Here is a 13,056-nt window from a genome sequence, read left to right on the forward strand (position 1 = left end):
ACTATGGCTCGTTTACCAAAGCAAGAAACTAAACTACATCAACAAACTTTGGATTTAGTTCATTCAGATAAAATCTTAACTTTCGATGAAAAAGAATTCATTCTTCAAAACTACCAGGGTGATGGAGTGGGAGGAACCGGTGCTTTCTTTACACCTGCCGATCTTGCATGGGACTTTACTAATGACTCTGGTAGAACTGGTAGGTGTTTAGAACTTTGTGCCGGAATAGGGCGGTTGTCATTTTGTCAGTATCATAGACACAATCCAGAACATATTACGTGTGTTGAGTTAAATCCAGAATATGTCTTGATCGGAAAGAGGGTATTACCAGAGGCTGAATGGGTTTGTGGTGATGCACTTCAGTACACAACCGATACACTCTATAACGTTGTATATGGCAATCCACCATTCGGGAGGATCAATACCTCAGACATTTCTACAGGCTCTTACAGAGGATCAGAATTCGAATATAAGGTGATCACACATGGAGGTACACTTGCACCATATGGCGTATGGCTTGTCCCACAGGGATCAGCAGGATTCGTTTATTCAGGTGCCAACTACTTTGATCGAAGATAGTACACAAAGTACAAGGCATTCACAGAGCAAACCGGGCTTAATTTTAAAGCTGGATGTGGAATTGATACCAGTCTCTTTCGCGATCAGTGGCATGGTACTAACGTTCTTTGTGAAGTAGTTACTGTTGAGTACTCATGAAGTTAGCCCACACTGTGGGCTATTTTTTTATTCCCAATACTGCGATGTAGCGAATCCCTTAACATTCATATGGTCTGTGTAGGTAGCTTCACGAACAGTTTCACCTGTAGCAATTTCTATAATGTCATATGAGTAGATTTCAGTCTGACCCATATGACCTTTTTCACGCCTTCCAGTTTGGACATATTTAAATTTTTCGCGGTGGTAAATCTCTTCAAATTCTTCAGTAGTCATCAGAGCTATCTCCTTGTTGTAAAATAATATTTTACATACTGTATGAGAAAATGATACTTTATTTTTGATGTGTAGAAAATCACTTTGGTAACCCGAAATTCCCGGTCAATATCCCGGCTATCGCCGAGGCAGCCGCGCACTATGATGTGGCGCTGGAGCTGAACAACTCCTCCTTTACCCATTCGCGTCCGGGCAGTGAACCGAACTGCCGGGCTATCGCCGCCGCCGTGCGCGATGCCGGTGGACGGCTGGCATTTGGCTCCGATTCTCACACGGCGTTTACGCTGGGTCACTTCGATCACTGCCTGCGCATCGTCCGCGAGGTGGATTTTCCTGAGGATCGGGTGTTAAATGTCACGCCGCGTCGCCTGCTCGACTTTCTGGAGCGGCGCAGCGGCAAACATATTGCTGAACTGGCTGACTTTTAATTTACTTGCCTCAAGGAAATCTGACTCATGAATGAGTTTTCCATTCTGTGCCGCGTGATCGGCTCACTGTTTAATCGTCAGCCGCAGGATCCGCTGCTGGTGCCGCTGTTCACGCTGCTGCGTGAAGGCAAACTGCAGTCGCAGTGGCCGCTGGAGCAGGATGAGCTGCTGACCCGTCTGCAACAGAACAGCGATCCCCAGGCACTGGCCGCCGATTACAACGCGCTGTTTGTTGGCAGCGATTGCAACGTGCCGCCGTACGCCTCACAGTGGCCGGAAGGCAAAACGGAGCCAGAAGTGCGTGCGTTTCTGACCTCACGCGGAATGCCGCTGAGCGATGCGCCTGCTGATCATTTTGGTGTGCTGATGCTGGCGGCGTCATGGCTGGAAGATCAGTCAGCGGAAGATGAGAGCGCAGCGCAGATGGCGCTGTTTGAAGAGTATCTGCTGCCGTGGTGCGGTGCTTTCCTGGGGAAAGTGGAAGCGCACGCGACCACGGCCTTTTATCGTACTCTTGCCATGCTGAGCCGCGAAGCGATCCAGGCGATGTACAACGAACTGCTGGATAGCAGCGAAGAGACGCCTGACGCCTGATTCACCACGTCGCCGGGTGCGTACCCGGCGCACAGTGCTGAATCATCTTTCTCAATGGGTTCTGGGGGATTCTCTGGATCCGGCGTGCTTTTTTTCGGGCACCTGAACCCTCTTAATCTGCTTACAGGATTAACTGCCCGGGCCGGCAGCCATACAGTTTTGCGAGACGTTCACGCGTCTTTTTCTGCGGCTTACTTTCAATACGCTCCAGTTGAGAGATCGCACTTTGCGTGGTTCCCAACTGCTGAGCCACATCATGCTGGCTGAGCCCCCGCCAGATGCGCCATGCCGCCTGAAGACTCACTTCCTGCTCAATCATGATCCCTGCAACGTCGTGCGGGATCGTCTCATCGTCGTGCTCGTCAGCCTCCACAGGAATCGTCTCCCATTCGCCATCGCTGGCCGAGAGCAGCCTTTCATATTCCGCCACCGGCAAGACCACAAACTGGGGTTTGCCTGCTTCATCATAGATGTACTGTTTTGACATAGTTTATCCGGGTAATTGTGTGTCGCAGCAGAGGTCGTGAGTGCGTAAGGCTATGCCGGAACTGCATAATATTGAGTAAGTGACCGGAGTTCATGAGTTATGGCGAATGATAAGGTTATTATCTAATGCTATCAAATGAGTTTTCTAATCATCTAATGATGCCAGTAAGCGAGGGGAAATGGTGATGCGGGTTTAGACAGACGTGCTAACAGCTTACATCCACGCCGTGATGCTCATCCCTGAGACATAAAATGTTCCGGTTCGGATTAAACAGACGCGAGCCGCATCCGCTTCACCACGTCGCCGGGTGGGTCCCCGGCGCGCAGCCTGGCGTCGCACAGAGCTGTGGGGTGCCGGGCAGCCAGGCGGCCGCTCGCAGCCTCACTCCAAACCCCCACGGCGTTAATTCGTAACAGGGCAGGTTATCCTTCACCTGCGGCGCAATGCCGGAGCCTGTGCGCTGATCGGTGGGATGCTGCTGCAACAGCCACGCGGTGCGCGCCAGCGACAGCCGGACCTGGCTGCCGTGGCCCTCAGTAATGCGTCGCCGTAATCCCTCCAGCACTGCCGCAGCCAGCAGATAGCCGCTGGCATGATCCAGCGCCTGTACCGGCAGCGGGACCGGTTTGTCGTTCTGCTGCCACTGCATGCCTCTTTCAGCAATGCCGCACCCCATCTGCACCAGACTGTCAAAACCCCGGCGATTGCGCCACGGACCCTGCCAGCCCCAGGCATTCAGGCCGGCATCGACCAGACCGGGTGAGAGTGACTGAAGGGTCTCCGCGTCAAACCCGAGCCGTTCCAGCGCATCTGCCCGATAGCCATGCACCAGCACGTCCGCTTCACGCAGCAGGTGGATAAACTGCTCGCGATCGGCGGGCTGAGTCAGATCCAGCACCGCTCGTCGCTTGCCGCAGCTCATCTCCTCATCCAGCGTCGGCTCCTGCCAGCCGGGCGGATCGATGCGCAGCACGCTGGCTCCCAGGCTGGCAAGAAAACGGGTAGCGACCGGCCCGGCAATAATCCGCGTCAGATCCAGGACTTTGATGCCCAGTAAAGGACGGGCTTCGGCCAGCGGCCATGCCGGCGCAGCTGCCTGTTGAGTGGACTGCCAGCTAAACAGCGGTTCGCGCTGTACGGCCTGGCCCTGCGGATGCTGCTGCCAGGCGGCGGCGCTGCGCATCACTGCGGCACAGCCACCCGCATCAATAACGGCCTGCTCCAGTTCGCTGGCCTGCCACTGTTGCACCTGCTGCGCCAGTGCTGCGCGATCGGCGTGTGCGCCCAGCACCCGCTCCATCGCCAGCCGGTGATGCACGGCGTTGGTGTGCAGACGGATCCAGCCATCCCGGCTGCGATAGTCACCGGCAAACGCATCCCACATCGCGGGCGCCGCGCGATTCAGCGGATGAAAGCTCTGCTGAAACCAGCGTGACGCCAGCCGGACGTTAACGGTGACGGGCGGAGAGGAGAATTCAGGGTGGGATGTGGCCATAAGCGCAGCAACAGCCTGCGTTGCCAGACCGATGCTGGTGGCCGCCAGCTCACTGACGGCAAAGGCAGAAGAGAAGGTGGCGCGATCGACGAAGGCGGGGAGAGGCCAGGCGGCGTCGCGACCTCGCAATCCCTGCTGCTTCTGCTGCCAGAGAGAGGCGGCAAGCGGTGAGTCCATGTTGTGCTTCCTGAGAGAAGTGATTTCTCAAGCATAGCACGCGGGATTAACGCCGCCGCAGGCGCGGGAAGCGGGCATGCATCCGCAGGCTACGCAGGTTGATTACGGCAATAGCGGTACCAAGGATTACCAGCGACGCACCGATAATCTTGAAGCTGTTAAGGCTGTCGCCCAGCACCACAATGCCCATCAGCACGGATAATACCGGCGTCAGCAGTGAGTAGGGCATGATCAGGTTGACGTTATATTTCTTCAGCAGCATATACCACAGCGTATAGGCGACAATCGACGAGGCGATAGCGCTGTAAAGAATGGCAAACCAGCCATGCCAGCCCGCATTTTGCAGGGCGTAGAGCTGATGTGATTCCATCAACAAGCTGGATACGCCGACGACAGGAATGGCCAGAAACGCAATCCAGCCGGTCATGGTGAGCGGTTTAATCGGCGGTGACTTTTTCACAATCAGGTTGCTGACAGCCCAGCCGGTGGCGCTGCACAACAACAGACAAAGCACCCACCACGACGGAATCGTCGGGCTGCCGGAGAGCACGACGACGCCGCTCAGCGAGATCATAATGCCCATCAGCTGCACCAGCTTCAGCTTCTCTTTCAGCACCACCATCGCCAGCAGCATGGCAATGGGTGTACCGAGCTGAACCACAATCGCGCCGGTGCCGGCATCGGTATAGCGCAGGCCGACAAACAGCAGCGAGAAGTGCATAAAACCGAACGTGAAAGCCAGCAGCAACAGCCAGGGTAGCTGCTGACGGTTAATCCGGCAAAACGGTACCAGTACAATGGCGACGACCACAAAGCGCATAAACGTCAGGAAAAGTGGCGGAAGCTCCAGCAGGCCCCATTTCACCGCAACGTTGTTGAAGGCCCAGATTGAAACCACCATCAGAATCAGAAAAAAATGCCGCACAGCCACGATAATATCCTTTCGATGTTTTTTTGCTTAGCCCGCTAATGATGGCACGAACTGCGGCATTGCAGCCAATCGCAGGGAGAAATTTTCTGCGATTGCGGCGCAGCCTGATGAGACTTTCGGGCGCGTTGCTGGCAGACTGATTTGAAACGACTTCTTAAAGGAACTGATTCGGTATGACCTACACGTCCGCCTTACCCCTTGCGTTAATTCAGCTTGAAGTCCCACCTGCTAACGTCGTCTCAGAGATTGGTGAACAGCCGCGCTGGTTCATCGACGCGTTAAACCTGCAACCCGATGAATACCTGATTGTACGGCCCCATCTGGGCGAGACGCTACCCGCTTTCGACCAGATTTCCGGGGCGATCCTCAGCGGTTCCTGGGCGATGGTCACCGATCATGCTGAATGGAGCGAACGTAGCGCCGTATGGATTCGGGCAGCGATGGATAACGGCTTGCCGTTGCTTGGGGTCTGCTACGGCCACCAGCTGATGGCCTATGCGCTGGGCGGCGAGGTGGCGGACAACCCCAATGGCTGGGAGCGTGGCCTGTTACCAATCAACTGCATGCCGGAGGCGCAGAGCGATCCGCTACTAAAGAAATTGCCACAAGACTTCAGCGTCTGGCTGTCACATCGCCAGTCGGTGATCAGCGCGCCACAGCAGGCGCAGGTGCTGGCCGCCTCTGCGCGCGATGGCTGTCAGATTGTCCGCTATTCGCCGCAGGCGCTGTCGGTGCAGTTTCATCCTGAATTTTCACGGCACATCATGAACGTTTGTATGCCCAGGGGCTGTACAGAAGATGGGGCAAACGAGATGGAGGGGAAAGACTGGGCGCGTGAGTTGCTGGTAGCGTTCTGGCAACAAACGCGCCCTGCATTGGCGCAAGCTCAGGGCGCGTAGTGACGCGTGCAGCGATAGACCCAGGCGGGTGGCACGTTTTTCAGCACCCGCTGGCGCTCCCAGGTGAAGTAGCGCGACAGGTCTGGCTGGGTCAGCGAGGTATACTGGAACTGCACAAAGACGCCGCTGGGCCCGAGGGCGTTATACACCGCGCGCAGAATCGCCTCACGTAATTCAGTAGGTAAGGAGAGCAGCGGCAGGCCGGAGAAGATCACGTCATATTCTCCGCTCAGGTACTCCGCTGAACAGGTGCGCACCGTCATGCGCGGATCGTCCAGCGCATTAAGTTTATCGGCCAGCGTGCTGCTGATCTCAAAGGCATCCAGCGTGGCATCGGGTGACATCTGCGCCAGTATCTGCCGAGTCAGCACACCGTCGCCCGCGCCGAGTTCGGCGATACGTAACTTTTCAGGCCATTCCACCGACGTAATCATGGTGCGGCACAGCGCCTCTGACGAGGGCGTAATGCTGCCCATCTTGCGCGGGTTGCGGATAAACTGATGCACGAAATTGGCTTTAGCGCGCATCAGGGTAAAAGCTGAAGCCAGCATGCTCATCTCCAGAATGAATTCATCCTCACGTTGACCCCTTTGTGCCGCACAAGTTTCTCTCTGACCAGCCTTTTGGGTAAAAGTCGGAATTATCTAAAGACGAAGCGTAAACACCCCATTCCTTCGGGGCGGTCACAGTTTCCGGTTAACAGAACTGACAGGCTCTTGATGATGCTTCATGTTAATAATAAGTTTCATCATTGTTACATCAGTCACCTGTCAGGAGAATGATCATGCGTTATGCCGCCCCCGGAGAACAGGGTTCTCTGATTACTCTACAAAAGAATTATGGCAACTTCATTAATGGTGAATTCGTCGCGCCGGTGAACGGCAACTACTTCACGAATACCTCCCCGGTGAACGGCTCTGCGGCCGGTGAGTTTCCGCGCTCAGACGTTGCCGATGTTGATAACGCTGTGGCTGCTGCTGCTGCGGCGGCGGAAGCCTGGGGCAAGACCTCGCCGCAGCAACGCTCGCTGCTGTTACTGAAAATCGCCGATCGGCTGGAACAGCACCTGGAGACGATGGCGGTCTATGAAACCTGGGATAACGGTAAACCGGTACGCGAAACCCTGGCGGCCGATATGCCGCTGGCCGTCGATCACTTCCGCTATTTTGCCGGTTGTGTCCGGGCGCAGGAGGGCAGTGCCGCCGAGATTGATGAGTTCACCGCCGCCTATCATTTCCATGAGCCGCTGGGCGTGGTTGCGCAGATCATTCCATGGAACTTTCCGCTATTAATGGCGGCGTGGAAACTGGCCCCGGCACTGGGCGCGGGTAACTGTGTGGTGCTGAAACCGGCTGAGCAGACCCCGTTGTCGATCACCGTTTTTGTCGATCTGATTAAAGATCTGCTGCCGCCGGGCGTGCTGAATGTGGTGCATGGGTTCGGCAAAGAGGCGGGTGAAGCCCTCGCCTCCCATTCCGGCATCGCCAAGGTAGCCTTCACCGGCTCTACCGCAACCGGCGGTCATATTCTGGAGCTGGCAGCAAAAAGCCTGATCCCCTCGACCGTTGAGCTGGGCGGTAAATCACCTAACATCTTCTTTGAAGACATCATGCAGGCGGAGGAGAGCTTTATAGAGAAAGCCGCCGAAGGCGTGGTGCTGGGCTTCCTGAATCAGGGCGAAGTCTGTACCTGTCCGTCGCGTGCGCTGGTACAGGAGTCGATCTACGAACCCTTTATGGCGGCCGTGATGAAGCGGGTAAAAACCATCAAACGTGGCGATCCGCTGGATACCGAAACCATGGTGGGCGCGCAGGCGTCGCAGCAGCAGTTTGATAAAATTCTCTCTTATCTTGAGGTTGCCCGACAGGAGGGCGCTGAAGTGCTGGTGGGCGGTGGCGTAGAGAAGCTGGATGAGTCACTTAACAGCGGCTACTACATTCAGCCGACACTGCTGAAAGGCAACAACAGCATGCGCGTTTTCCAGGAGGAGATCTTTGGTCCGGTCATCGGCATCACCACCTTTAAAGATGAGGCAGAAGCAATCAGTATCGCCAACGACTCCATCTATGGGTTAGGTGCTGGCGTCTGGACCCGCGATATCAACCGTGCTTACCGTGTGGGCAGGGCGATTAAAGCCGGGCGCGTCTGGACCAACTGTTATCACCTCTATCCGGCGCACGCCGCCTTTGGTGGCTATAAGAAGTCGGGTATCGGGCGTGAGACCCACAAAATGATGCTGGATCACTATCAGCAGACTAAAAACCTGCTGGTCAGCTACAGTATCGAGCCGCTGGGCTTCTTCTAGTTCTGGCCCGCAACCTGCCAGGATAACCCTGCACTCTTCCCTCAGAACCACGCTACGGCGTGGTTTTTTTTTGCTCCACGTAGCCGGGCATGCTGAAAAGCATCAGAAGCGTAGCGATGGATGCAATGCCGATAAAGAACAATTAATCAGTCCTTTCTTAAAGCGACACAGGGCCGTTTTGCGCTTCGCTTACCTCGCTTCAAGACCATCTCCTCCTCAGCCCTTTATGAAGCGTCTCATAATGGATCAACTTACTGATGTGTAAGCATTATCCCACTGTTTTTTTTGCTAAAAACTGCCACGTATTACGGTCACCCCGCCGTTAACCTTTATTCCGGCCTGGTGAATCAGATCCATTATTTACATGAGTTTTTTTAATGCTGACTACAGAGGAATCTGGTTTCTGTGTAAGAATACTTCATAGTTACTCATATTGTTAAGAATAATCCTAAGCGAGTGATTAAAAGTAACACATATTTGCACTAAGTAAATTACTTAAACTTTACTTAAGTAAAATCTTCTGAAAGTGGCCCGTTGAAATTTTGTCAATCTTCTGTAAACTCGCAGCTTATGTTTACAAAGGAATTGTGATTTCATACCCACGGGCAGGATATACCTGGCTCGTGCGGTAGCTATGAGCTTATACACATCTTGTAACTTACTGAATGTGATCGTGAAAACAGGAAAATCAGCCTGTGCGCTGAGGTTTTTCCTTTTGTCAGCGAATAGCGTCACAACTGTAAATCTGAGTCAATATGTCAGTTTTTCGGCCAGGGATGGCATAAGTAAAGCTTGGGTTTTGCCTTCCTCATCCAATCTGACGGAAAAAAATAGATCATGTTTATGATCATTTATTGCCAGCTCAGATTTCTCCCTGCGCCCGTCCCGGTCGCCAGAGTTGCTTTTTAATAGTTAAAGTTAGTTGATCTGTTAAAGTGCCACGCCATGGCACTTTAACGCTATTTGCTTAAGATTTTTCTTTTAGGCTGGCACTAAGTGGCGCTCTTTCAGCACCACATCCCCGATTTTCATTACTGACAACCGGCCTCTGGCCACTCTCCAGGATATGAATGGAACACAACATGAAAAAAATGGTGAAGCTCCGTATTGCGTTAGGCCTGATGTTTGTTTTTTCTGTCGCGGGTTGTAAAACGCCGCCAAAAATGACGGATGACACGCTGGTCACCAGCACCGTGGATGGCGTGGTGATCAGTCACCGTTATGCGGTTAAACCGCCTGCGCAGTTCAGCCCGGTCAATGAAACCTACCGTGCGCTCTATCCCGCTTCGGTGATGAGCCATCCGAGTTTTGGCGGCAAGGTGGTGGAGACGCTGAAAACCGGCGAAAGCTACACCGTAATTGGTCAGGTAGAGAACAACTGGCTGGCGCTGGGTGAACCCGCTCAGGCGTCAGCAGAACCTGAACCGGGTAAAGCCAGCAGTGCCGTTAAAGAGACAGCACCCTCCGCAGCGCCGCAGGCAACCGTTCAGCTGACCGGCTATGTGCCGTTTCGCGCCGTGGTGAAAAGCGAGCTTTACGATCAGACGATTAAGGCTGACCAGCCGAAGCGCCGGGTGCGCAGCAGCAAGAAGAAAACCTGTGTTGCGGTAAACGGTGACAGCACCGCCTGCCAGAACAGCACTAACGGAACCTGGATTATTAACTAATCGCACTAAGCAGGGAGGGCGGGATGATGACAACAACGCAATGGCGTGGGGCGCTGATAGTGCTGCTGACGTGGCTGATGACCGCGTGCAGCAGCACTCCACAGCCCGTTGCCTGGTACAACCTGGACGTTCAGGCGCAAAACCAGGTTAACGGCGGTGCGCCGCTGAAAGTCCGGGTGGTATTACTGACCTCCGATGCGGAGTTTATGTCGGCTGACTTCTACTCCCTGCAAAACCCGTCCGCTAATGCGCTGGGTAATGCGCAACTCAATACGCAACAGTTCTTCATGACTTCCACTCAGCCCCATAAAACGCTGCGGATTAAGAGTCTGCCCGAGGCGCGCTTCATCGGCATCATGGCGGAATATCAGGCGCTGGATGGCAAGGTCTGGCGACTGTCGCTGCCGGTTCCCGAAGGCGAATCACCCTCATTCTGGGCGTTCTGGAAGCGTGACGATGGCGAGCTGAATGCGCGCATCGTGGCGGGGATTAACGGCCTTCGCGTGGAAAAACAGTGATGCCTATGAACAGAGCCGAAAAGGTGGTCTGGACCGAGGGGATGTTTCTGCGTCCTCACCATTTCCAGCAGTCAGAAAATTATCTTCTCAGCACCCTGCGTGAGTGGGGCCAGTCGCAGCGCGCCTATACTTGGGGTTTTTACGATCTGGAGTTCGATGAAGCGCTGCTGCGCCAGGGGAAACTGGCGCTGAGCGCCGCCAGCGGCTGTCTGCCTGACGGCACGTTTTTTGCTTTCAGCCAGCCACAGCACGGTCCGGCCCCGCTTGATCTGCCTGCCTCCGTTGACCGCAGCAAAGTGGTGCTGGCCATTCCGGCACGCCGCAATGGCCGAGAAGCGGTGGCCTTTCAGGAGTCGCAGGATTCTCTGGCGCGCTACCTGGCCTGGGAAGCGGAAGTGGAAGATGACAATGCCCAGGCCGTGGGTAGCGCCACGGTGCAGTTCGGCAAACTGCGTCTGCGGCTGATGCTGGAACAGGATCTGACCGCCGAGTGGACCGCCATGGGCGTGGCTCAGGTGATTGAAAAACGCAGCGACAACCACATCCGGCTCGACAGCGACTACATCCCGCCGATGCTGACGCTTAACAGCAGCCGTCCGCTGCAAAACATGTTTAACGATCTGCACGGGCTGATCCAGCAACGTAGCCAGCAGCTGAGTCAGCGCGCGCCGGGCACCGGTCGTTTTAACAGCGCGGATATGGTCGATTTTATGCTGCTGGCGCTGCTCAATCGTCAGCTTGGCCTGCACACTCATCTGCAACATCTGCCGCTGCTGCATCCTGAAACGCTCTACAGCCACTGGCTGCAACTGGCGGCGGAGCTCAGTACCTGGACGCCAGCCCGCGCGCCCGATGGTCTGCCGCTCTACGATCATGACGATCTGCACAGCTGTTTTACCCGCCTGTCACTGCTGCTGCGTCAGGGGCTGTCCCAGGTGATGGAAGAGAGCGCGATTCAGCTGCCGCTGATTCAGCGCTCGCACGGTCTTAACGTCGCGACCGTGCCGGAGAGCAGTATGGTGCATGAGTTTGGCTTTGTGCTGGCGGTGAAAGCCAGCGTGCCAGCCGACACCCTCAAAACCCATTTCCCGGCGCAGATGAAAGTCGCCCCGGTCAGCAAAATCCGCGATCTGGTGCAGTTGCAGTTGCCCGGTCTGGCACTTCGGGCCATGCCCGGCGCGCCGCCGCAGATCCCGTGGCATGCCGGATACAGCTATTTCGAACTGGATAAGAACAGCGAGCTATGGAAAGAGATGGAGCGCTCGGGCGCTTTTGCGCTGCATCTTGCCGGTGAGTTTCCAGGTCTGAACATGGAGTTCTGGGCCATTCGTAGTCAGTCAGAATCATAAACTGAGCACGCAGCATGATGCAGGAACAACAAAAATCACACAGCGATCTTGCGCCGGAGGCCAGCCATCAGAATGTGCTGGTCGCGGCGGCCAACCCCCTGATTAACGCCATTCCTCAGATCCGTCACTCGGTATCACATGAAGATCCGGCACAGTTGCGTCAGCAGCTGATCGATCAGATTCGGCGCTTCGAGCTGAGCTGCCAGCAGTCAGGCCTGGGCTATGAAGTGATCATCGGCGCGCGATACTGTCTCTGTACCGCGCTGGATGAGGCGGCGGCACTGACGCCGTGGGGCAGCCGCGGCGTCTGGACCAGCAATGGTCTGCTGGTCACCTTTCACAATGAAACCTGGGGCGGCGAAAAGTTTTTTCAGCTGCTGGCTAAGCTGTCGCAGAACCCCAGACGCCACATTCTGATGCTGGAGTTGATCTACTTCTGCCTGCTGCTGGGGTTCGAAGGACGCTACCGGGTGCTGGACAACGGCCGCTCGCAGCTGGAGACCATCAAACAGCGCCTGCTACAGATGATCAAAAGCGTGCGTGGCAATTATGCAGCAGCGCTGTCTCCGCATCCCACCGATCAGCCGGTCCTGCGCAAATTGTGGCGACCAATGATCCCGCTGTGGGCCTGTGCGGCGGTGGCGGGGCTGGCGGCCTGTCTGTTCTACATCGTGCTCAACTGGCGTCTCGGCGATTACACCTCGCCGGTACTGGCCCGTATCTATCAGACGGCGCTGCCGGAAGTGAAGATCGGCAACCCTGCGCCACCACCGCCCGCCACGCTGAACCTGCGCGCTTTCCTGAAACCGGAAATTGATGCCGGGCTGGTAGCGGTGCGTGACGAAGCGGACCGCAGCGTGGTGACGCTGAAAGGGGACGGACTGTTTGCCTCGGCGGCCACCGAGGTGCGCGGACGTTACACCGACGTAATCCAGCGCATCGCTGCCGCCATGAACAATGTCAGCGGCCAGATTCAGGTGATTGGCTACAGCGATAACGTGCCGATCCGCAGTGCCCGCTTCGCCTCCAACTTTGAGCTTTCGCTGGCGCGCGCCCGGTCAGTACAGACCCTGTTGCAACAGCAGCTGGCGCAGCCGTCACGGGTGAAAGCGGAAGGACGCGGTGAAAGCAATCCGCTGGTGCCTAATAACAGCGCAGAAAATCGTGCACGTAACCGTCGTGTTGAAATTACCCTGCTGGTGGCGCCGGATGCGACGCATGCCGAACTCAACGGCCTGGCGAGAGGGAACTGATC

13 protein-coding genes and 1 pseudogene are annotated in these 13,056 nt (G+C 55.6%); 9 read left to right on the plus strand and 5 right to left on the minus strand.

Annotation, left to right across the window (positions count from 1 at the left end):
• The first annotated feature begins 3 nt into the window (after positions 1-3).
• Positions 4-579 carry a methyltransferase gene (locus FOV68_RS09320; protein WP_255473650.1) on the plus strand — a complete coding sequence of 192 codons (576 nt, stop codon included), beginning with the start codon at positions 4-6 and terminating at the stop codon, positions 577-579.
• Positions 580-744: 165 nt separating this feature from the next.
• On the opposite strand, the gene FOV68_RS09325 is transcribed toward FOV68_RS09320, so the two are convergent.
• Entirely contained in the window at positions 745-951 is a 207-nt protein-coding gene (locus FOV68_RS09325; protein ID WP_143990661.1) for a hypothetical protein, read from the minus strand.
• A gap of 77 nt (positions 952-1,028) precedes the next feature.
• Here FOV68_RS09325 and FOV68_RS09330 point away from each other — a divergent pair.
• Positions 1,029-1,379, plus strand: a pseudogene (locus FOV68_RS09330) (phosphatase); the annotation flags it as partial.
• 27 nt (positions 1,380-1,406) lie between these two features.
• A complete protein-coding gene (locus FOV68_RS09335; protein WP_010246159.1) occupies positions 1,407-1,973 on the plus strand; it encodes a molecular chaperone in 567 nt (188 codons plus the stop codon).
• Positions 1,974-2,094: 121 nt separating this feature from the next.
• Here the strand turns inward: FOV68_RS09335 and FOV68_RS09340 are convergent, their stop codons facing one another.
• The 3 genes from FOV68_RS09340 to FOV68_RS09350 form a co-directional block, all read right to left on the minus strand.
• Complete coding sequence (locus tag FOV68_RS09340) at positions 2,095-2,460, minus strand: helix-turn-helix domain-containing protein (RefSeq protein ID WP_010246157.1); 366 nt, start codon at positions 2,458-2,460, stop codon at positions 2,095-2,097.
• A gap of 292 nt (positions 2,461-2,752) precedes the next feature.
• A complete protein-coding gene (locus FOV68_RS09345; RefSeq protein ID WP_143990662.1) occupies positions 2,753-4,132 on the minus strand; it encodes a CoA transferase in 1,380 nt (459 codons plus the stop codon).
• A gap of 46 nt (positions 4,133-4,178) precedes the next feature.
• The gene (locus tag FOV68_RS09350) at positions 4,179-5,063 is read right to left on the minus strand and encodes a DMT family transporter (protein ID WP_031592943.1); all 885 of its coding nucleotides are present in this window, start codon (positions 5,061-5,063) and stop codon (positions 4,179-4,181) included.
• A gap of 173 nt (positions 5,064-5,236) precedes the next feature.
• On the opposite strand from FOV68_RS09350, the gene FOV68_RS09355 reads away from it, so the two are divergent.
• Positions 5,237-5,962 (plus strand): glutamine amidotransferase, encoded by a 726-nt coding sequence (locus FOV68_RS09355; protein ID WP_143990663.1) that lies wholly within the window; start codon positions 5,237-5,239, stop codon positions 5,960-5,962.
• Here the strand turns inward: FOV68_RS09355 and FOV68_RS09360 are convergent.
• Positions 5,950-6,513 (minus strand): class I SAM-dependent methyltransferase, encoded by a 564-nt coding sequence (locus FOV68_RS09360; RefSeq protein ID WP_031592946.1) that lies wholly within the window; start codon positions 6,511-6,513, stop codon positions 5,950-5,952. The genes FOV68_RS09355 and FOV68_RS09360 overlap by 13 nt on opposite strands.
• A gap of 233 nt (positions 6,514-6,746) precedes the next feature.
• Here FOV68_RS09360 and FOV68_RS09365 point away from each other — a divergent pair, with 233 nt between their 5' ends.
• The 5 genes from FOV68_RS09365 (at position 6,747) to FOV68_RS09385 (ending at position 13,054) form a co-directional block, all read left to right on the plus strand.
• The gene (locus FOV68_RS09365; RefSeq protein WP_031592949.1) at positions 6,747-8,267 is read left to right on the plus strand and encodes an aldehyde dehydrogenase family protein; all 1,521 of its coding nucleotides are present in this window, start codon (positions 6,747-6,749) and stop codon (positions 8,265-8,267) included.
• 1,070 nt (positions 8,268-9,337) lie between these two features.
• A complete protein-coding gene (locus tag FOV68_RS09370; RefSeq protein WP_069026096.1) occupies positions 9,338-9,934 on the plus strand; it encodes a hypothetical protein in 597 nt (198 codons plus the stop codon).
• A gap of 23 nt (positions 9,935-9,957) precedes the next feature.
• Positions 9,958-10,452, plus strand: a complete 495-nt coding sequence (tssJ, locus tag FOV68_RS09375) for a type VI secretion system lipoprotein TssJ (RefSeq protein WP_143990664.1) — start codon at positions 9,958-9,960, stop codon at positions 10,450-10,452.
• Between the two features lie 5 nt (positions 10,453-10,457).
• Positions 10,458-11,801 (plus strand): type VI secretion system baseplate subunit TssK, encoded by a 1,344-nt coding sequence (gene tssK, locus FOV68_RS09380; protein WP_115765159.1) that lies wholly within the window; start codon positions 10,458-10,460, stop codon positions 11,799-11,801.
• A 14-nt stretch (positions 11,802-11,815) separates the two neighbouring features.
• The gene (locus FOV68_RS09385) at positions 11,816-13,054 is read left to right on the plus strand and encodes a DotU family type VI secretion system protein (protein ID WP_010246128.1); all 1,239 of its coding nucleotides are present in this window, start codon (positions 11,816-11,818) and stop codon (positions 13,052-13,054) included.
• Positions 13,055-13,056 lie beyond the last annotated feature (2 nt).

Source organism: Pantoea sp. paga (assembly GCF_007558755.1).
GTDB lineage: Bacteria > Pseudomonadota > Gammaproteobacteria > Enterobacterales > Enterobacteriaceae > Pantoea > Pantoea agglomerans.